Consider the following 20,325-nt stretch of genomic DNA (forward strand, 5'->3'; position numbering starts at 1 on the left):
CTCAAAAAGTTTCGATAAAGAGCGATTTTGTTTCGATAAATCTTCAAAGTATTCCATAAATGTCATCCGCAACTTTTGGTGATGAGCCATTTTTAGTAAATATGTGCGAAAGCTTAGCGGTATTAATAACAGATGTTAAGTCACGTGTATAAATTTATAAGAAATATTGTCGTGCTTTAAATGAGGGTGATTTCAGTTCCAGCGATAGCGTATTACTTTTACAATTTTTATAAATTTCAACAGGCGTGTTGATTAGGAAAAAATAGGTTTATGCTCGCCCGCAGTGAAATCGTCGCGTTTTAATTAACGAATATGGATAAAAATGGTTAATCGCCACACCTGATAGTTCAAAAGTGAACGCCAGGGCTACTCACCATAATCCATTTATAGAATCATGATAGAAGATGTTATTTTGGCGATAACCTGCTCGTTTTGGGAAATCGTGGCCTCTACATAACATGTTTTTCGCCCTTGTTTGACAATTGTTGATTCAATCATAGTAGTACCTAAATGAAGTGGTCGTAAAAATGTTGTTTGCAGATTAATCGAAGCGAACCCTTGATGTTTTTCTAATATAGAAGCCATCGAATAGGCCATCGCTATATCTGCTGCAGAAGTAATGAATCCACCCATTACGACTTGATGACCATTTAAAAAACGTTCATCCACCTCCCAAGAGCAAGTGGCTTTTCCTGCAATAGCCGATATTACTACGATACCTAATGTTTTATCACACGCTGGTGGTTCAACTTCGCCATTAATCACTCGTTTTAAATCGATCATAGTCATAATTGAACACTCCGAACTGAGTCTTTGAAATTATTGTGTAATGAACGATTTAGACGGTTCTGAGCATCTTCCATCATATTCTCGATAAGAGTCGCAACAGTCGGTAAGTCTCGAATGATTCCTGCAATTTGACCGCTATTCATAAAACCACCTTGTTCAAGACCTTCAATAGCCCCTTTAATATGAAAAGTTTCGGAAGTACGTTCTTGATAGTCGGCGAGTGTGATACCTTTTGCCTCGTCAGCAAGCAATGATGAGGCATACGGTGAATGTAACACACGACGAACCTGACCAATCGAGCGTCCTAGAATGACGGTTTCCACATCGGTTGCATCGAGTAGCCTTTGTTTAAAGGTCGGATGTACAGGCATTTCCTCTGTTGCAATAAAGCGAGTTCCCATCTGTACACCTGATGCTCCAAGCGTTAATGCAGCAGCTAATCCACGTCCATCACCAATGCCACCTGCTGCTACAACAGGTACAGAAACAGCATCAACTACTTGAGGAATTAATGTAAAGGTTGTTAATTCTAGATTGGAGTTAATTCCCGCAGCTTCAAAACCTTCTGCAACGATGACATCTGCTCCGCCTTGCTCGGCTTTTATTGCTTGTTTAACAGATGCGACAACAGCAATTACACGAATATGATGAGCATGCAATTTCTCGATATATAATGTCGGATTACCTGCCGATAATGAAACGACCGGTATTTTATGTGTAATAGCTAATTGTAATAATTCTTTAGTATGAGGATTGACATTGATTGGCACATTGAGAGCAAATGGTTTTTGCGTAAGTTGCTTCGTAGCTACAATGCGTTCCTCAACTTCAGCAGGTGTCATTGTTCCACAGCCAATTGTCCCTAGGCCACCTGCATTCGATACTGCTGCCGCAAGTTTAGGACTACTGATATTACCCATTCCCCCTTGAATAATTGGATATTGAATTGCTAATACAGAACATAATTGATTCAAAAATAGCACCTCCGTTTAAAATATGTTATACTAAATTCTAGCAAAATATTCAGATGAATGAAAGGATGAATTTTATGGAGATTACATATGCTTTTAAAGAGCCAAATGTTCATGATTCAGTATTTCAAGCACCAGGCACGTATATTATTGGAGATGTTACGATTGGTGAACAATCATCTATTTGGTTTAACGCCGTACTACGGGGGGATGAAGATAGCATCACGATCGGAAACCGCTGTAGTATTCAAGATAATGCAACTATTCATCTATATGAAGGGGCTCCAGTCGTTGTAGAAGATGAAGTAACAGTAGGCCATCAAGTAGTTTTACATGGTTGCAAAATTGGTCGCCGTTCGATTGTTGGAATGGGCTCTGTTATTTTAGATCATGCTGAAATTGGGGAAGAGTGCATTATTGGTGCAAACACACTTATTACACAAGGCTCGAAAATACCACCACGCTCATTGGTCGTTGGCTCACCAGGAAAAGTCGTACGCCAGCTGCAAGATAAAGACATCGAGTTAATCCAACTATCAATCGACACATACGTTCAAAAAGGAAAAGAATTTAAAGAAATAATAGAGAATAAAAGTTAAACCATTTGTGAGGATTGAGTTCAGTATCGTCTAGAACTTAATCCTTTTTATTTTGCCTTCATTTGTCTTTGATAGTGTCTTTGAAAATGAGCAGGGTGCTTGACTCAAACTTAATGAGCTTGGATTTATAAATGAGGAGTGATAAATGCAAGGTTATCATTTCTCATTTATCCACACTATATAGTATTATAAAGTGTAGAAATAAGGAGTGTGAGAATATGAGATTCATTAAATTCCTTCTGATCATTTTAATTTTCCTCGGTGTTATTGGGTATGGGGTTTATCATTATGGTACAAAATTTGCATCTGATAAGATATCTGAGACGATATCAACAGAATTAAAGAACAGCGGACAAAAAGATGAAATTAAAACTACTATTGAACAAGACCCACAACTAAAAACATATATGGAAGAGGCTAAAACTGCAGACAGCAGCAAATTGCCGTTTACGACTAAAGAAGAAGCTACAAAAGTATTAATTCAAAAAGTTGGTATTTCGGAGCTTAATAATATAAGAGTAAAAGTACAAAATGGTTCAATGACGAAAGAACAGGTCATTCAAGAAATGGAAGGTAAATTAACAGAAGATGAAATTATGGCTTTAAAAGTAATCGTCTATAAAGAATTATATCAATAGAACGTTGAAGGAACGAAAAAAAGAAAAAGCAACGTTGCATTATATTGCAAAAGTTTAGGACATGCCACTGAAGCATGTCCTAATTTTTTTGCTTTCCAGAGAGAAGCAGTCCATCTTTCAAAGAAAATAGTTAAGCATTGTCCCTTATCGTTGTAAAAACCTGTATATAAGTTAATAAAGAGGAATTGCTAAATTATGTGATTGGTTGACACGCAATTGTCAATTTATCTCAAAGGCAAAAAGGAGGGGCATCATGGTAATATTTAGAGTTCAAAAAAAAGATAACTATGTTGTGTTGGATAAAGGATTTTTGAATGACACTCGTTTAAGTTGGAGAGCAAAAGGATTGCTTGCTTATATGTTGTCATTGCCAAATGACTGGTTATTTTCTATTTCTGATTTAGCCATTCGTAGTAAGTGTGGTCGAGATACAACGGCTAACATTATCAGAGAGCTAACGTATGCTGGCTATATTCAAAAGGAGCAGGGCAGAACAAACCTTGGAAAGTTTTGCAAAATGGATCTCTTAGTGTTCGAAGCACCATCAGCTGCACCGCTTACTGAAAATCTGGTAACGGATAAATCGTCGACGGAAAACCCGCAGACGGAAAGTCCACAGACGAAAAGCCCGTTGATGGAAAGTCCGCAGACGGAAAACCCGTTGGCGGAAAGCCCGCAGACGGAAAACCCGTTGACGGAAAGTCCGCAGACGGAAAACCCGTTGACGGAAAGTCCGCAGACGAAAAGCCCTTTGATGGAAATTCCACAGACGAAAAGCCCGTTGGCGGAAAGCCCGCAGACGGAAAACCCGTTGACGGAAAGTCCACTGACGGAAAACCCGCTAACGGAAAATCCGTCACTACTAATTAATAAATCACTAAATAATAATTTACTAAATAATAAGAACAATGATGAAAGGAGACATTGCTCAGCAGAAAATCTTCCGAAAACTCAAACGGCATTCCAGTTTTATGAGCAAAATGGCTTTGGTGCTCTAGCTTCTCATGTAGCATACAAAATCGGTCATTGGATTGATGATCTTTCGGAAGATCTTGTAATTCATGCTATGAAACTAGCTGTAGAAAATAATGTAGTCCGCTGGAATTACGTTAACAAAATTTTACATGATTGGACTAACAAGAAGTATAAAACGATCGAGGAGGTAGAAGCGGGCCGACTTCGATTTGCAACTCAAAAAAAACAACGACAACATCATTCTAATCGATCTGATCAACAAGGGCGTCAGGAAGTTGTTCCTGAATGGTTCCATCACCGCCATGAAGATAACGATGATACAGAATCGGCGCAAGCTATTGATTTTGAAGCTGAACGTCAAAAAATATTGGAAACATTAAGGGAAGTGACCAGGAGTGCAAAGGTGTAGATAAAAGCCGCCCATTTCAAGATGACAATTTTGTCAGATAACTCATGTCCCGAAATTTAAGGAAGAGCAAAAATAGATAGTAATAAGAGAAAAGGTTGTACTTTTTTTGGATCCTTTTTTTGGATATAAACCTTTTAAACAAGGAACAATCGTCCGTGTTTATAGAATTTAGAAGGTTACACGAGTGATTCAAAAATAATGAATGTGGATGAGTTACCAAACAATATTAAGGAGAAATCTAATAAGAATTAGATCCGAGTTTGCAAGTGTTTAATCAAAAAGGGGCTTACTCATAACGTTTGAGCGAGTTCCTCTATCACATCGATGTAAAATGATATTTAAAAGATAAAAAATGTTGTCGGTAATTTTCTAATATTGTAAATTAGGAGAAGAAATAAAATAAATCAAAAGATGGAGAGATTACTTCATGTTGAAATTTATAGGCTCTGGAAGCGCATTTAATACGAAATTAGGTAATAATTCTGCTTATTATAAAGTAGGTAATCAGATGTTACTTATTGATTGTGGCAGCAATATTTTTCACCGAATTAAAGAAAATAATATACTGGAAGGTATCGAACACATCCATGTATTGGTAACACACACTCATGCAGACCACGTAGGTAGCCTTGCCGATTTTATTTATTATAGCTATTATTGTCATGGAGAATTGGCAAAATCTAATGTAACGGTTTATTCCGTACATGATGTGAAAATTGATGAATTGTTGGTCATCAATGGTGTTATTCCAGACCGTCATTGCATAACTAAAAAATTTCATTCAGATACTGAGTACACACTTAATTTCTGTAAAGTACTATTTGAAAAATCTAGTCATGTTGAAGAGATCCCTTCTTATTCAATTGAATTATATATTGATGACAAGCTTATTTATTATACAGGAGATACAAATAGTCTAAAATCATCTTTACTAAATCCACATGAGTCGACGAAGGTATATGATTATGTTTACGTAGATACTTGTAAAGCAGATTATGAAGGCAATGTGCATTTGTCATTACGAAAACTTAGTGAATTAGTTAGTCATGATTTACGTTCAACATTTTGGTGTATGCATTTAGATGAAGGCTTTGACCGACAAGAAGCTGAAACGTTAGGATTTAATGTTGTGACTAATGAATTTTAGTTCCTTGTTCTAACTATTGGGGAAGAGTTTTTTATTTTCGATACATTTTTAGTGTAGATGCAGAAAGTGATGAAACTATTTCAGTAGAAGGTATGGTAAATAATTAATTCTGTAAGATAAGGAAAAAGCATATATGACCAAGTTTCAATTAATTTTGAACTTGGTTTTTTAGTATGTAATGTTAATTCAAAGTATCTATACCATAAAAAAGTTATTACTTTAGATTGCGTTTACAAATTTTATAAATTTAGGTATTGATGAGCAATGAATAATAGTGTATATTGTTTATAAAGTATATATACAATATGCGTTTTAGGGTATTGTAGCACTTGGATAAATAGAAGGGGAGTTAGTCAAAATGGCAGATACAATAAAAAAAGATCGTCCTATTCGAAATCGAGATTGGATGAAGACTTTGGGAGCATTTCTTGTGTTGCTATTATTCTTTTTCCTTTGTGAAACTTATTCATGGCCACTATTCAGAAAATTTAACGAAGGATCATTATTCGGAAGAATTTCCAATTCAGAACTTTTTGTAGAATGGTTTACTCCGTATAACACCCCCCAATTTAATCTGTTCACCGCATTCTTTGCTATTACATTACTTCCAAGTACAATAATAGGTGCCGTAAAAGATATCTTTTCTAGAAAATAAAATAAATAAAATCCCTCATACTTGAGGGATTTTATTGTATTAGTTATTCTTTAATTGTTTCGGCAAATGATTTACGACCAGAATTCACTTTATTTACGGTAACGTTTATTTTACTAAGTGAATCTGCAGACAATGGTATCTTGCCATCTTTCTCTATTTTTTTCCAAGCCTTGACGTTTTTTCGATATAGATGCTCAGATAAGCGGTAAATATCAACATCTAATTTTAAACCCTCTTCATATGATGTTTTTATATCTTTTTTAATTGCTTTAATTATGCCTTTTTTTATTTCGTCGGTCGATACTTTTCCTTTGAAACCATTGATAATCGCATTAAATTTTATATCAGCTTCAAATGTCACTTCATTGTTTTTTACAATTGGTTTAATATCTGTACTTAATTTTTCTAAATCGACTGTTAAGTATTCTTTTTCTTTATTTTCTAATTTAAAAGTTACGTCTCCTCGAGTTTTTTTATGATACATCCATTGGATACCTTTTGCAGCCTCATCCTTAACAATGCCTTTAAAACCATCCTTTGAAAGTAAGCCAACGCCTGTTAAAGCGGTTGCCTTTGTTGGTTTGTTGGCAGTTTCCCAGTTTTTATTAATTGTGACGAATGGAATATTAACTTCATGACTCGGTTCATTTAAGTTGAGAACGAGGTTTCGTAAATCAACGGGCTCTACAAAAGTTTCTAGCTCTTTTGTATACAATGGATTACTTAGTTTTGAAGCTGTTATCGATTTATTTAACATGGGAGTAATTAGAAGAATATCTTTAATAGGGTCCTGTGTACAATATGTCAATATTTGATATCTTGTTTCCCGATGACGTATAAAACTATCAACAGTAGAAATTGCATTTTCATTTTTCAAGGCATCCTCAGAGAAAATAAGGTAGTTCATATGTCCCCAAAAAATTTTTTGGTCGATGGAGCGATATAATTTGAAAAATGCTTCTTCCATCGTTTTTCCTTTAGCAAATCCAATCTCTGCCTGGGCAGTCTGAGGACTAGGCGCTTCAGATTTAGCAACATTAGCAAAGTTAATGATCTGCATATATATTTCATATTGACCATCTTTAAAATCGACACCAATACCGTCAACATAGTACATTCTTTGTGGTTCAGTAACATCCCAACATCCAGATAGTAATAGTACAGCTGTTAAACTTACTATTAATACAATTTTTTTCTTCATTTTTGATCCCTACTTTTAGAAATTCTTGTGTAATTTTGAGGGCAAAGGGGTTTGTTTGATACACTTTTAGCTTGGACAAAAAATGAGAGGATTATAAGCAGTGAAAAATTTAGGGGAACTACAATAATACAGACTAGGACTACCTACATATGTTGAAAAATGGTCAAGGAAATGAAAGTGATTTCCTTGACCATTTATTCGTTCTCTTGCGGGGAATAACTCGCGATGGAAAAAAGTGGGGATTTTAGTGAAGTGATTAAATTCCTTTATTATCGCGAATTTCTATAATCGTTCCTTCTGGTGCTTTTAACTTACATAGCTGGCCATTTTCAACTTTATAAATAATGTCATCTTTTTTGTATATAAAAGTAACATTCATACCCTTTATTCGTTCTACCTCTTCACTAAGATTGTCAACCCATAAACAGAAATGTACAATGCCTTGACCATTTGAATTACATGCCTCAAGTTTTTCATTATATTTACCTGTTTGGAGTTCAATATAAAAGGTACCGAGTTTTAACCAAGTGTTAAAATGTCTATCGTGGAAATTTGGTGACTCTTGCACTAGCTCAAACCCTAATACTTCCGTATAAAAATTTAAAGACTCAGCATATGTATTGGTTTGTATACATATGTGATGCACATATTTTCTAACCATAAATTTAAATCTCCTTTTTTTTGCTAGGATAGTATAATATTTAACTAATATTAAAGACAACTATATAACGCATTTCTTAGAGCAAGTTCTCTTGGTTCATTAGCCATGCCAAATCCATGTTTATTCATTGCGTAAGCATAACCTAATCTCTCGTCTGGATCAGCAAAGCAGAACGAGCCTCCAGCTCCAGGATGTCCAAAAGAGCTCTCACTTTGACCAAATTGCATAGCCGAAAAGTGTTTCCAAAACCCTAAAGAGTAAGCGATGTTTATACAATTAATATGGTCATAAAAACCTTCTATTGGGGGAGTAGCGCTCTTTCTTAATTCATTCAAAGTGAAAGATTCTAATCCAAGTATTTTTGCTCCACTAGCAAATGCACCATAGATTTTAGCCATTCCTCTTACTTGGCCAACGCCATTACCTGAAGGAAATTCAATAGATAGTATAGGACGATGATTAAAATTATCATTCGCAACAAACTTTTTAGGATCCACTAAACTTCGCGCTACTAGTGACTTAGAATTTAAAAATCCAAGTAACATTTTTGGTGGCAATTTAGTCATCCCTTTAAGTAATTGTATAGGATGATTTATTCCTTCAATAGTTGTTATTCTATCTTTGGAGATTTCAGCAGGCAAACCAATATAAAATTCTGCATTTAGTGGTTCAGCTATTTCTTCGTTAAAAAAATCTTTTAAGGAACGGTGTTTTGGATCCGTCCTTTTAATGAGTTCTGCAATCAATGTCCCTATTGTCCATGCGTGATAACCATGAAATTTTCCAACCTCCCAATCTGGTTTACGTGCAGCAAGGGAATGTGCTAGACATGAAGTATCTAGGTCTTCTATATGTTCAATTTTAAGCTCATCGAGAGTGGATAAACCAGCTTGATGTGCAAGAAGTTGTCTAACTGTAATTTTCTCTTTCCCATTCTGAGCAAATTCTGGCCAATATGTACAAACGGTTTCATCGTAATCAATGTAACCTCTTGAATGTGCTAGACTTAAAGCTAATGCAGCAAATCCTTTAGTAGCTGAAAACACTTGAACTAATGTGCCTGTCTCCCATTCGGTACAAGATTTCCGATCTCGATATCCTCCCCATAAGTCAACGACAGGTTCGTTATTTATATAAACAGAAAAGGCTGCTCCAACTTCTCCTCGGTCAGTAAAATTTTTAACAAATTCTTCCCTCACTTTTTCAAAACCTGGTTCAACAAAACCGTGAATTGGGATATTTTTTCTTATTCTCATATTGTTTTCTCCTTCTGAATATACCATCTCAAGTCAATACCTTTACAAAAAAGGATAAATTTAATAAAATCAACTTAACAGATATATGACTAAAAATCAAGAAATAGTCAAATAAAGAGGTGGCGTTATGATGGCAAGAATTTCAGCTGAACAGAGGAAGAAAATACATGAAACACTACTCAACAAGAGTAAAGAATTATTTATTCAGTATGGTTTTTCTAAAACAAGTATTGATGACATTGTAAATGCGTGTGGGATTGCAAAAGGTTCTTTTTATTCATACTATCCTTCAAAAGAAGAATTATTTTATGCCGTGTTGCGAAGAGAAGAAGAAATAAAAAATAAAATCATTTCTGAGGTTATGAGTGAATCTTTACCACCAAAAGAACTGTTAATGAGATTTTTTGAAATTTCTTTTAAAGCTATTGAGGAAAATGAATTTTTACAAAATCTTTATCAAAGAGGGGAATACGAGAAAATAGTGAAGAGACTCCCGAAGGAACTTATCGACGAACATGCTAAGGAAGATTTAGAGAGTTCATTAGAGTTTGTTAAATTTCTACAGGAAAAAGGGGTTACTGAAGAAGATCCTGAAATTGTAATTGGCCTTTTTAGAATGATTATGCTGTTACCTTTACATCGTCAAGAAATTGGTGAACAAACTTTTTTAAAGACCATGAAAAAAATGATTGAAAGTTTATCCAACGATTTAACTCAACACAAATGATCAGTGCTCAATTCATTTTAAATGAAGCGTATTTGCTCAAATGATAGCAGAATAGCTTATTACCGAGGAAATAACGTAACAGTTTGCTTATTTTCTTACAAGTATAAAATGCACCAAAATGGATAATTTATAAATCGGAGGTGATAATTTTGACAAAAGAAAAGCGTAATAACAGTGAACTAGATCAAGTAGAACTTGGGTCAGATTTAAGCCCTGATGATTTAGATGTGCGTGAAGAAAATGATCTAACAAAAGAACAAAAGAACAATTCAAGTAAAGAAAAACAATGCAACGATAACACTTCTTCGAAACGTAATAAATAATAAGATAGAACGCATAAAATTTACTACCACAATCTTTGGGTTGTGGTTATTTAAATTGGAAGTTGGCTTCAAGTACATGGAGGATTTTCTTCTTTATCTCAAGATATTCATCGTAATTGCAGTAAATCTTTAAATATGTAAAAATATAGTAATGAGTTGAGGAGGGGGGAAAATGGTGATAAAGCAAAAAATTATATCAATTGCTGCAATATCTGGTGGAGGAAAGACAACTATTGCTAAAGAACTTACGAAACTACTGAAGAATGCAGAGTCACTTCATTTTGATGATTATGATTTTGAAGGACCCGATGATATTTGTAAATGGGTTGAAAAAGGGGCGGACTATGATGAATGGGATATAAGTCCTTTGGTTAAGGATCTAAAAGAATTACAAAAGGACGCTAATGTAGAATATATCATTTTGGACTATCCATTTTCATATCTCAATCATCAATTAAAAGGATTCATAGATACATCTTTTTATGTCGATACACCGCTAGATATCGCTCTGGCGAGAAGAATAATTAGGGATTCAAATTCAATAACCGATGCTATAGATGAATGTGAGCACTATATAGATAGTGGTAGAAATGCTTATTTAGAAGCTGAAAAATCTGTAAAACCTAATTGTGATTACATAATAGATGGTAGATTATCGCAAGAAGCTATTATTCAGAAAATAATTAGTCTGATAGCAAATGAATTTTAACTAAAAAGGCCGTGGTGTTAAAAGCTTGTTGTTGGAATTAAGGTTACATAAAACAATAAAGGGGGAGATGCCTTTGAAAAATTTTAAATATTTAATTACTTTTATTGGGATAATGTTGATTCTTATAACAGGTTGTTCAGACATTAGAAATGAAGAGCAAAAGATAGAAGTTCAAAAGCGTATTGGGGATGAAAGTAATTATGAAGACTTCAAAGAAATCACTGATAATGAGCAAGTTCAAAAGGTGCAAGAGATAGTAGATGATATTGATTGGGAAAATGCAAAAGTAGATAGGGCGCGTCCAGCTGATTACAGATTTGTTTTCCAATTTAAAAATCCAGAAATAGAAGCAAAGGCGGTATTATATGAACTTTGGATAAGTCCAAATAAAGATAAAGTGGAGCTCGCAATAGATGCTGAAAATAAACATAGTCAATTAGACGAGAAGAAGTCAGAAGAACTCTTTGCAATACTTACTGGTGAAAAATTAGCTGACCTCAAATAATTATTGGAGCTCGAAGATGTCTTTTATTTTGCATTTCGCAATAGCATTGGCGGTAATATGTCCATCGTATTACCGCATTATGTATTTTTAATAGGATTACTTACTTCTTTCAAGTTCTTCGATTCTTTTTTCTAGTTCCTTTTTTTTAGTTCCTTTGCTGGCCACAAATACCCATGCAACAATAAAGGCTAACGCAATCACTGTAAAAGAAATAATGATAAGTGCAGTAATGATCAAAGCAAAGCCTCCTACTCTTGATTACTAGGAATTACAACATATGGGATCTATTAGAACAATTTTACAAACAGCTGCATCGTTAGGGCTTAAAGTGAATTTTTATCCAAATAATACACAGAAGATGAAGCGGGGAGAAAAGAATGATTGTTAAAAAAACATTTTCTGATAGAAATGTACAAAATTTCGTGAATTTGTTTTCTTCAAAAATTAATAATGGTCTTGAAATCACGTACAGAAAAGAAACATTAGAAAATGTTAGAAACGATAACAACTTTACAGATCAGTTAAAAAAAGAATGTGGAATATACTACTTTATACAAAAAGATATCGTTAAGTACGTAGGCAGAGCGCTTCCTGCAGTTGGATTAAGGTCCAGAATTTTAAACCAAATTAACGCTTTTGGTGATGAAGAATGGGATAAAGTGATTAAGGATAATAGCACGGAAATTGCTGTATATATATTCAATGATATAGAACAATGGTATTTCATATCTGCATTGGAACATTATCTTATAGAGAAACTTGAACGACCTATCTTTAATAAACGCTACTAAAAGGGATGAGCTATTTCGGTGTGTCCAATATGAACTGTGAGAGTAATTGAGAAGGGCAAATTATGGATATTTATTTGAGCAAAGGATTGCTGATGGTATGGATGTATCGAAAGCAGGGGCAATAAAGCTAGACTTGTAAAAATCATTAAATAAAGACCAGGTTTCACAAGTATTTGTGATTGACCTGGTCTCTAAGAGAAGAATTTTTGTTCTGGAATAAAACGACAAGTCGTTATTTTACCGTTTTATTTACTAACTCAATGGTGTTTTTAATAAAATCTTGGTAATGCGTTTGGGGTAGTGTATCTATTTTGCTAGCTGCTCTTTGCGCATAAATAAGAGCTTCCTCTACTTTTCCAAGTTGCATAAGACAAATGGCTCTATAAGAATACGCAGTGTAAAGAATACATAATTCAAGCGGGTAACTATTTGAGCTCGGCATCTTAAATTGCTCAAACGCTTCTAAGGCTTCATTTAGCTGTCCTTTTCCTAATAAAGCTTTCCCTTGTTCAAGATAATAAAAATCACTTCCAATGTTTCCGTTTAACACTGTAGCAAATTTATCTAAGTAACAAAGAGCTTGTTCATAATCTTTTGGTATTTGATTGTGATAGTGAGCTTGCAGTAACAAAGTATAAGCTAAGGACTGATCATTTTCACTAAAAACAGCAAACTGTTCTGACTTCTTAATAAAATAGACATAATCCTTTTCGTTGTTATGAAGAAGGGCTTGGAATGCTGCAATTCGGAAAATATTATCCATCTTATAATAGACCATTTTTTTCTTAGACATTTCAATTAATTGATGAAGCTTCTCCTTCCCAGATATATATTCACCTATCCCGAAAAGTAAGACCATTTCAACGTAATTCGCTTCTAAATCAACGAGCATATCAATCATGGTTGCTCTTTCATCATACTCTTTTCTTACATTTCGTAACATTTCCAGGGCATTATGATACTCGCCATTTTTCGCATGGTATTCTACTACGTATACTTGCGCTGCCAAACTGTGACTATAAAGAGATAACCGATCATAGATTGTTACTGCCCGATCTATCAATATTTCTCCATTGTTTTGATCTGACTTCAAAACTGTCCTTCCGGAAATTTCTAATATCCTAGCAGATTCCAATGAAATGGGAAATTGTCGGTCAAAAATGTCTTGAGTCAAACTAATTATCTGTTCATCATTATTTTTTTCAAACGCTTCCTCTATTTTAGTAAACAAATTTTTTAGCTCATCAGGAGTAGGGTTTCCTAATAAATATTGAGGGTCACAGCCTAACTGGCACGCTATAAATTTTAAACTGTCCATCGAAGGGTTCGCGCGCCCGTTTTCAATCATACTTAACATTCCCTTTGACATTTTGTCACCTGTTAGTTCTACAAGTGTCATACCTTTTTCTATTCTTAATTTTTTGATTCGTTGTCCTAACTCATTCATATTCTAACATCCCTTGAAATTCAATTTGCAAGTTCAATTATATTAAACTTCAGCTTGAAAAGACAATTATTACATGTTACGATTAAGTTCAATTTAATTGAACTTCCTTAGGCCGGATTTTACAAAAGGAAGATAGAAACCGAAATAGAGGGATTACATATGAGTGAATTTATTGAAAATGAAGCAGGAAAAAAATTAGCTATAGGTGGCATTGAATTATACTATGAATTGATAGGGGAGCATCGCGAAGGTCCAACTTTGGTTTTTGATTCAGGGTATGGAGTTACTTTAGAAAACTGGAATTCAATTAAAGATGAAGTGTCTAAATTCTCAAGAATGTTTATTTATGACAGAGCAGGAATCGGAAAAAGTGAAATGGATGACAGACCTCGACATAGTAGACAAAGTGTCGAGAACTTACGCATATTACTTAAAAAAGCAAATGTAAAACCTCCGTATGTATTAGTGGGCCACTCATTAGGGGGATTAAATATAAGATTATTTGCAAGTACATATCCAGAGGAAGTCGCAGGAGTAGTCCTCTTAGATTCATCTCATGAGGATCAAAATAAAATATTGCCTTCTTTATTCGCAAAAGAAGTTCAAGAAGCGTATTATAATCAATTTACTTTGGAAGGATCTCTTCATGAAGTTGAAGAGAGCTTAGAACAAGTTCGAAATAAATCGTTTGGAAATATTCCATTGATTGTCGTTACAGGCGGTCTCCAGCCTTTTCATACAAAGGAATCAATGGCTATGTGGCTGAAATTTCAAGAAGAGCTTGCAAATCTGTCAACAAATAAGCAACACATTATCGTTGAAGATGCTGGGCATGCGATACATTTTGATAAACCAGACGTTGTTATTAGTATATTAAGAGATATTTTAAGTAGGGTAAAGAATGACAAGGAGCACTTCGAGGATAGTGATTGTCGTTAATTGAGATTCGATTATCAAATAAAAGTGTTGCCTTATGCTGATCACGCACTTATGACACAGGTTGAAGGATTAACTAATAAATCGATAAACATGTAACGAGTTTGGAATGTGACCCCGAACAAAGCATAATAAAAAGAAGAGACTGGGACAAAACTAGCTGAGAAATCGATGCTGTTTGATTTCTCTTTTACTATGTTAATAGCAGTATATTTCCGGAGATTTACTGTCTCGAGTACTTTTGATTGTTTATCAACTAACTTTATCGAGTTATCGACCGACTTTATCGAGTTATCGACCGACTTTATCGATTTATCAACCAACTTTTTTAATTTATCAACCAACTTTCGAAAAATATCGACATCTCCTTCATGAAACACTATCTGATTGCATTGATAATTTGCATCGCTTATGACATAAGTATATTTTTAAGGCAAAATTAACATCAAAAAAAGCGAGAAATCAACGTTTCTAAATTGATTTCTCGCGCTTTTTAGGTTTTGTCCAGTTTTGTCCCAGCCACTTCTCAAATTTAAAATTTATTTAATGTTAGAATAGGTTAGTTAATTTGCTAATACCAAAAATACGGTAAAAGTCACTCCATACAAGCCCATAAATCCGACAGACATTTTTGATAATTTAGTTTTGATGGAAAAAGCATTCTGAAAACCAGCTTTAAAAAGATTCACAACGAAAATAGATACTGCTAAGAAAAACGATATCATAGCAATAATTAACGCAACTTGCTCCATTAAAATAACCTCCTGTAATGATCTGTATTGTAGAATAATAAGTATATTTATCAAACCGACAAGCCATAGTACATTACTCATGCGAATGCCAAAAACTTCTCGTTCATTGATTTCTATTTTCCAAGCATCGATTATACCTCTCAGTAAATCGATCAACAGAAAGAAAGTCCAATCTTTCTGTTCTAAGAGATCATTCATTTCATCGCCATATCGTTTTCTCCAATTTCTTGGATACAAATACATTAACCACTTCATATAAGCCCAAGCCTTTTTGCGCCGAGTGTAGTTATTGCTTGGATTTCTTGTATTTGGTTGCTCAAATATTCACGTCCTGCATCTGTTAGCCTGTAAGGTTTTTTACGATCATCAGATTCAAGCACTTGAATGTAGCCGGCTTTTTCTAAACGTGTAATAGCTCCATATAAAGTTCCAGCACCTAACTTAATACTATAATTTTTTTCAATATCCTCCATAATTGCATAGCCATGACAATCTTTTTCAGCCAGACTAATCAAAATAAACAACGAAGGCTCTGAAAACCTATCTTTTTTCTTCACACAATACCTCCTCTTGAAAAAGTTTATTACGTTTGGCGATATAACGTATAACGTAATAATAACTGTAATATGGAAATAATGCAATAATGAGCCCATTAATTTCAGAAAATATCTGTAAGCCTAGCATATTAAAATGCGAAGAAAGCGAATGTTTCGTTTTCGTATTTTTGAGTAGGGGGACAAATATGATTGGAGCAGGAATGTGACTGCAGAAAAGGGAAAGACTAGGTACTCAATTTTTAGCCTAGTCTTTTCATCTGCTTTAGTTGGTAGGTAGTCCAAGAAAATAAGCCAGTATTAAAAAATCTCTTCATTATCATAAAAATCGACGCTTTATTTATTGTAATTAAATATGAATAAAGCCTTGTCAGATCTAAACAAAGCTTTATTCAATCGGATAATTTAATTAATTGTTATCTCTTGCCTCTTCGAAGTTTTTCTTATCAATTTTATAAGCATCTTCTTTTACAAGCCCAGCTTTATAGGAAGCTTCTAAAAACTGTAGCTCTCCGTTCCAAAACTTATCATTTGCTTGAGACAGTTTGTTACGTTGCTCTGCTGTTAAATCTTCCGGATTTTTTGGTTCTTTGTTTGGATTTTTTGTATTATCAACAAGGATTCCGTACTCTAGTTCTAATTTCTCTGATTGTTCATGAATTTCATCGACTTGTTTTCTTAGTTTCATCAGTGACTCTACTTGTGAGCTTGTAATTTCTGGATTAATTGTTCTAAAATACGCTAGCTCATCTTTATAGTCTTCAGTTTTTGTACTTGCCCATGCAGTTGATAAACCTCCTATTGATATAAGGATAGCTAATGATGTGATAATTGTTTTTTTCATAATATTTTTTGTTCCTTTCAATGTGTATTATTTAGTTGATTCGTTAAATCCGTATTGTAATGTGTAAACGTATACGTATGTTTTAGTTACATCTCTAAAATGATTTCACAATGTTAAAAGTGGTTTAACTGCTCTGAGCCAGTTTTTCGTGTGAAAATTTATTTTATTACTGATGTGCTTCCAATTCATTTTATCTATATTACCTCCTTGATAGTGTAATATTACACTTTAAAAGAGTTTATGTCAATAAAAGTGTATAAATAATTTATTAAGGTAATTTATTTTCAAAGGACTTGCTAAAAAACCAGCTAGAAGTCTAAATCTTACAAAAGAATAATGTAAAAGTGTCAGTGGCTATACGCTTCATAACTTTGATGTGTAAGTGGCTAAAATCAAGCAGCATGATTTTAAAAACAAATTTGATTTTTGAAATTGATTTCTTTAAAAAATTTTTAAAAAAATGAATCGGAAATGAAGTGGTGTCCGTCAGTAGTTTAGAAGGAAGGGGAGTTAGATAAAAGGTTATAGGTTGTGCTTATGCTTATCTCAGGGACTTTTGAATTTGAAAATATGGTTATTAGGAGTTGATTTTTTGGAAGTAGGATTTTGGGTAGTTATAGTTTTTTTATTGTTTTACGAGCCGATTATAGGTTATTTTGGGTTTCAAAAATTTAAAAAAGATGTAGAAATATATGAGGGTGCTAGAATCAAATATTATATAAATACTATGATTGGTATTTGGATTCCAACTGTATTTATTTTATTGTTAGTTGCATTTACTGACCTCTCTTTACAACAAATTGGGTTGAAAATGCCAAGAATAAATACAGAGGTTCTTGGAACTTGGTTTACCTATATAGGACTTGGAATAGGCATTTTTTATTTATCCTTTGTGCTGTACTATATTTTGGGTTATTTTTTAAGTGATAAGATAAAAAGACAATTAACAGAAAAGAAAGCAGAGGAATGGGAAAAGTCAGAAGTTTCGCCGATTTTTCCTGTTAGTAAAAAAGAAAAACAATTATGGGGTTATGTTTCTATAACAGCTGGAATTACAGAGGAAATTATTTATAGAGGATTTTTAATTTTTGCTTTTACATACTTATTTCCAGATTTATCTGTGTGGATAGTTATTCTTCTTGCTTCCATACTTTTTGGACTTGCACATACATATCAAGGATTTGTAATGGGGGTTCTAAGAACAACAATTTTTGGAGTACTTTTTTCAATCCTTTATATTGGATTAGATTCTATTATTCCGCTTATTTTATTCCACTTCTTATTGGACTATATTGTAAGATTAGGGGATGAAAAATCATAATTGTAAAATGAATGAAGATAATGTATTCTAACTAGGACAGGCTTCAAACAGAAACTGTGGATCTAGCAATTCATGATTAAGTTATCCTTGGTTAGTATACGTATTGAAAAGGTGGAGGGGTCAAATGTTACCAGAACAAATTGTTAAGAAATTTTTTGAAGAAGTACGTTCAGGGCATAATCCAGATTACGCAACTGAATTAATGGCAGAGCAAGTACTGGCACACCAAGTTATTTCTGAAGAGGAATTAACAGTTTTAAGAACTCCAAAAGACTATGCTGAACATGTAAAAGAAATGATAGAAGCATATGGCAATTTTTCATTAGAAATCCAAGAGTTCATCGTACAAGGAAATAAAGTATATGTACGATGGAAGCAAGTTGGTACACATGTAGGAGAAGTCGATGGATATCAGCCGACAAGTCTTCCGGTTATTGAAATTGCAAGCGCGGTATATAGAGTTGAAGATGAAAAAATAGCAGAATATTGGATTCAAATTGATCGGGCGGGTATCGAAAAACAACTCGATCGTAATAAAAATTAATATCAGTTTAAAAACATCCTTCGGGGTGTTTTTATTTTGCCCTTTAAAATACACTCGCAAATTAGATAAACATGAGTAGGCCATGCCGAATATTGAAATGATTAATTATTAAAATTCACAGCTATTTTTTGAGTTTGTAATATTTAAAAGGAAGCGCTAAATACAACACACCTTCTACTAAAAGTCTGGGCATGAGATAAACTAGTCATTTTAGGACTTTTTTTAGTAGATAAGAAAGGAAGAAAGGAAGAAAGGAAGAAAGGAAGAAAGGAAGAAAGGACATCATTTCGCTCTAAAATGGGCGAGATGTGTCCTTTTAATCTTCTACATTACCGAACGGGCTAAATACATTAACATGTGGAACTTTTCATCCTTAACATGATAATCAAAAAAAGGTCCAGGATCTGTACAATAACCGATATTATCGCTTTGTGTTATTTGAAAGCCATTGACTAATAAATTCTCCTCGATGTAATTTGGATATAAAATGTGTTGGTGAGAATCTGGATATATGGATGAAATATTTTTCAATGATTTGGACGAACTTTCGTAATAAGAGTAACCCCCAACGATGATTGAATCGCTGTGGAAACGGTCTTTTAGAATAGGTATAGGAAACTGTGGATTGAGTAATGAAAAATCATTTGTTGTAAAACTGTCCACAAAAACATCGATACTAAGTGGTTTTAATGGCAGGTTTAAATCGGAATTCAAAATATAAAGTACGTTAAGTAAAGGATTGATACCTTCAATCCTTTTTCTAACCTTCTTGAGCATCTCAAGTGAGTAGCCACTGAATACATAGGATGCACTCAAGTCAAAATTATCACTATATTTGGGTAGTGTCACAAAAGCATCGATGTTGGTTTCCACAATTAATTTGTTTTTCAAATCTATATTTTGCAGTGTTTTTTGAAACCAAAAGTTACTTTTTTCAAACAAATTTATCATCCCGTGATTCATCTCTTTAATTGTTTGTATGTCGTAAAAATAGGACGGGTATGGAGAAATCTCATACAAGTTAGCGGTTATGATAATACCTTCTTCAATAACTGCTTCGTAATCACAAGTACAAGTTAAATAACCATTTTGAATGGAATTATTAATAATCGACACAGCTTTCATTTCAAGTGGGATGTGGCACTTTGGACAATAGAGAATATTTACAAAGGATAGCGGGACACCTTTTAAATATTCCTTTTCGGACGCAGAATTTTTGGTGTGAATCGATTTATCAATTAATTGGATTGCCTTTGATAACTCTTCTTTTTTCTGGATTAACTGGTCCTTTTTATCGATTAGCAAGGTATTGTAGTAGACGAGATCTTCATGGTCCATGAAATTTGTAACACGCTGATACGATAGAATTTGTTGTATTTCTAGCAGTGAAAAATGGAGCTTTTTTAGCTTAGCAATAAAAGTCATATCATCGTGGCTCGATTGATTCATTTGATACTGAGTGTTTTTTTTGTCTGGAAGTAACAAACCAAGTTCTATGTAATAACGAACAGTATCGATTGAAACATCGAAAATCTTTGCAAATGTACCGATTTTCATAGATTTCCCCCCAG

At 33.8% G+C, this 20,325-nt stretch carries 24 protein-coding genes; 13 read left to right on the plus strand and 11 right to left on the minus strand.

The window, feature by feature from the left end; translation table 11 throughout:
* Positions 1 to 384 precede the first annotated feature (384 nt).
* Together QRN68_RS19640 and QRN68_RS19645 are read right to left on the minus strand one after the other, a co-directional pair.
* Entirely contained in the window at positions 385 to 789 is a 405-nt protein-coding gene (locus tag QRN68_RS19640) for a PaaI family thioesterase (protein ID WP_285398591.1), read from the minus strand.
* On the minus strand, positions 786 to 1,763 hold the full coding sequence (locus tag QRN68_RS19645; protein ID WP_285398592.1) for an NAD(P)H-dependent flavin oxidoreductase: 978 nt from the start codon (positions 1,761 to 1,763) through the stop codon (positions 786 to 788). Before QRN68_RS19645 ends, QRN68_RS19640 begins: the two co-directional genes overlap by 4 nt.
* Positions 1,764 to 1,837: 74 nt before the next feature.
* On the opposite strand from QRN68_RS19645, the gene QRN68_RS19650 reads away from it, so the two are divergent.
* The 5 genes from QRN68_RS19650 to QRN68_RS19670 all read left to right on the plus strand — a co-directional run bounded on the left by QRN68_RS19650 (position 1,838) and on the right by QRN68_RS19670 (position 6,183).
* Entirely contained in the window at positions 1,838 to 2,359 is a 522-nt protein-coding gene (locus QRN68_RS19650) for a gamma carbonic anhydrase family protein (protein WP_285398594.1), read from the plus strand.
* Positions 2,360 to 2,577: 218 nt separating this feature from the next.
* A complete protein-coding gene (locus QRN68_RS19655) occupies positions 2,578 to 2,997 on the plus strand; it encodes a hypothetical protein (RefSeq protein WP_285398595.1) in 420 nt (139 codons plus the stop codon).
* 253 nt (positions 2,998 to 3,250) lie between these two features.
* A complete protein-coding gene (locus QRN68_RS19660; protein WP_285398596.1) occupies positions 3,251 to 4,381 on the plus strand; it encodes a DnaD domain protein in 1,131 nt (376 codons plus the stop codon).
* 427 nt (positions 4,382 to 4,808) lie between these two features.
* The gene (locus QRN68_RS19665) at positions 4,809 to 5,528 is read left to right on the plus strand and encodes an MBL fold metallo-hydrolase (RefSeq protein ID WP_285398597.1); all 720 of its coding nucleotides are present in this window, start codon (positions 4,809 to 4,811) and stop codon (positions 5,526 to 5,528) included.
* Between the two features lie 358 nt (positions 5,529 to 5,886).
* Entirely contained in the window at positions 5,887 to 6,183 is a 297-nt protein-coding gene (locus tag QRN68_RS19670; RefSeq protein WP_285398599.1) for a YfzA family protein, read from the plus strand.
* Positions 6,184 to 6,226: 43 nt separating this feature from the next.
* Here the strand turns inward: QRN68_RS19670 and QRN68_RS19675 are convergent, their stop codons facing one another.
* The 3 genes from QRN68_RS19675 to QRN68_RS19685 form a co-directional block, all read right to left on the minus strand.
* Complete coding sequence (locus QRN68_RS19675; RefSeq protein ID WP_285398600.1) at positions 6,227 to 7,384, minus strand: Ger(x)C family spore germination protein; 1,158 nt, start codon at positions 7,382 to 7,384, stop codon at positions 6,227 to 6,229.
* 256 nt (positions 7,385 to 7,640) lie between these two features.
* Positions 7,641 to 8,045, minus strand: a complete 405-nt coding sequence (locus QRN68_RS19680; RefSeq protein ID WP_285398602.1) for a VOC family protein — start codon at positions 8,043 to 8,045, stop codon at positions 7,641 to 7,643.
* Positions 8,046 to 8,095: 50 nt separating this feature from the next.
* Positions 8,096 to 9,301 carry a serine hydrolase domain-containing protein gene (locus QRN68_RS19685; protein WP_285398604.1) on the minus strand — a complete coding sequence of 402 codons (1,206 nt, stop codon included), beginning with the start codon at positions 9,299 to 9,301 and terminating at the stop codon, positions 8,096 to 8,098.
* A gap of 130 nt (positions 9,302 to 9,431) precedes the next feature.
* On the opposite strand from QRN68_RS19685, the gene QRN68_RS19690 reads away from it, so the two are divergent.
* From QRN68_RS19690 to QRN68_RS19705, 4 genes are all read left to right on the plus strand, one after another.
* A complete protein-coding gene (locus QRN68_RS19690; protein ID WP_285398605.1) occupies positions 9,432 to 10,028 on the plus strand; it encodes a TetR/AcrR family transcriptional regulator in 597 nt (198 codons plus the stop codon).
* A gap of 140 nt (positions 10,029 to 10,168) precedes the next feature.
* Positions 10,169 to 10,351, plus strand: a complete 183-nt coding sequence (locus QRN68_RS19695) for a hypothetical protein (RefSeq protein ID WP_285398606.1) — start codon at positions 10,169 to 10,171, stop codon at positions 10,349 to 10,351.
* A gap of 172 nt (positions 10,352 to 10,523) precedes the next feature.
* On the plus strand, positions 10,524 to 11,060 hold the full coding sequence (locus tag QRN68_RS19700) for a nucleoside/nucleotide kinase family protein (protein ID WP_285398608.1): 537 nt from the start codon (positions 10,524 to 10,526) through the stop codon (positions 11,058 to 11,060).
* Between the two features lie 67 nt (positions 11,061 to 11,127).
* On the plus strand, positions 11,128 to 11,565 hold the full coding sequence (locus QRN68_RS19705; protein ID WP_285398627.1) for a YhfM domain-containing protein: 438 nt from the start codon (positions 11,128 to 11,130) through the stop codon (positions 11,563 to 11,565).
* A 96-nt stretch (positions 11,566 to 11,661) separates the two neighbouring features.
* Here the strand turns inward: QRN68_RS19705 and QRN68_RS19710 are convergent, their stop codons facing one another.
* Positions 11,662 to 11,802, minus strand: a complete 141-nt coding sequence (locus QRN68_RS19710; protein WP_285398610.1) for a hypothetical protein — start codon at positions 11,800 to 11,802, stop codon at positions 11,662 to 11,664.
* A gap of 140 nt (positions 11,803 to 11,942) precedes the next feature.
* Between QRN68_RS19710 and QRN68_RS19715 the strand changes: the two genes are divergently transcribed.
* Positions 11,943 to 12,356, plus strand: coding sequence for a hypothetical protein (locus QRN68_RS19715; protein WP_285398612.1), 414 nt, complete (start codon positions 11,943 to 11,945; stop codon positions 12,354 to 12,356).
* A gap of 232 nt (positions 12,357 to 12,588) precedes the next feature.
* Here QRN68_RS19715 and QRN68_RS19720 read toward each other — a convergent pair whose 3' ends face one another.
* Entirely contained in the window at positions 12,589 to 13,803 is a 1,215-nt protein-coding gene (locus QRN68_RS19720; protein WP_285398614.1) for a helix-turn-helix domain-containing protein, read from the minus strand.
* Positions 13,804 to 13,962: 159 nt separating this feature from the next.
* Here QRN68_RS19720 and QRN68_RS19725 point away from each other — a divergent pair, with 159 nt between their 5' ends.
* A complete protein-coding gene (locus QRN68_RS19725) occupies positions 13,963 to 14,742 on the plus strand; it encodes an alpha/beta fold hydrolase (protein ID WP_285398615.1) in 780 nt (259 codons plus the stop codon).
* A gap of 560 nt (positions 14,743 to 15,302) precedes the next feature.
* On the opposite strand, the gene QRN68_RS19730 is transcribed toward QRN68_RS19725, so the two are convergent.
* The 3 genes from QRN68_RS19730 to QRN68_RS19740 all read right to left on the minus strand — a co-directional run bounded on the left by QRN68_RS19730 (position 15,303) and on the right by QRN68_RS19740 (position 16,910).
* Complete coding sequence (locus tag QRN68_RS19730) at positions 15,303 to 15,746, minus strand: hypothetical protein (RefSeq protein WP_285398616.1); 444 nt, start codon at positions 15,744 to 15,746, stop codon at positions 15,303 to 15,305.
* On the minus strand, positions 15,743 to 16,048 hold the full coding sequence (locus QRN68_RS19735; protein WP_285398617.1) for a PadR family transcriptional regulator: 306 nt from the start codon (positions 16,046 to 16,048) through the stop codon (positions 15,743 to 15,745). Before QRN68_RS19735 ends, QRN68_RS19730 begins: the two co-directional genes overlap by 4 nt.
* A 406-nt stretch (positions 16,049 to 16,454) precedes the next feature.
* A complete protein-coding gene (locus QRN68_RS19740) occupies positions 16,455 to 16,910 on the minus strand; it encodes a hypothetical protein (protein WP_285398619.1) in 456 nt (151 codons plus the stop codon).
* Positions 16,911 to 17,481: 571 nt separating this feature from the next.
* Between QRN68_RS19740 and QRN68_RS19745 the strand changes: the two genes are divergently transcribed.
* Positions 17,482 to 18,210, plus strand: coding sequence for a CPBP family intramembrane glutamic endopeptidase (locus QRN68_RS19745; RefSeq protein WP_285398620.1), 729 nt, complete (start codon positions 17,482 to 17,484; stop codon positions 18,208 to 18,210).
* Positions 18,211 to 18,334: 124 nt separating this feature from the next.
* A complete protein-coding gene (locus QRN68_RS19750; RefSeq protein ID WP_285398621.1) occupies positions 18,335 to 18,754 on the plus strand; it encodes an ester cyclase in 420 nt (139 codons plus the stop codon).
* A 324-nt stretch (positions 18,755 to 19,078) separates the two neighbouring features.
* On the opposite strand, the gene QRN68_RS19755 is transcribed toward QRN68_RS19750, so the two are convergent.
* On the minus strand, positions 19,079 to 20,311 hold the full coding sequence (locus QRN68_RS19755) for a MerR family transcriptional regulator (protein WP_285398622.1): 1,233 nt from the start codon (positions 20,309 to 20,311) through the stop codon (positions 19,079 to 19,081).
* Between the last annotated feature and the right edge of the window lie 14 nt (positions 20,312 to 20,325).

Origin of the sequence: Lysinibacillus sp. fls2-241-R2A-57 (assembly GCF_030209535.1) — a bacterium.
Lineage (GTDB): Bacteria > Bacillota > Bacilli > Bacillales_A > Planococcaceae > Lysinibacillus.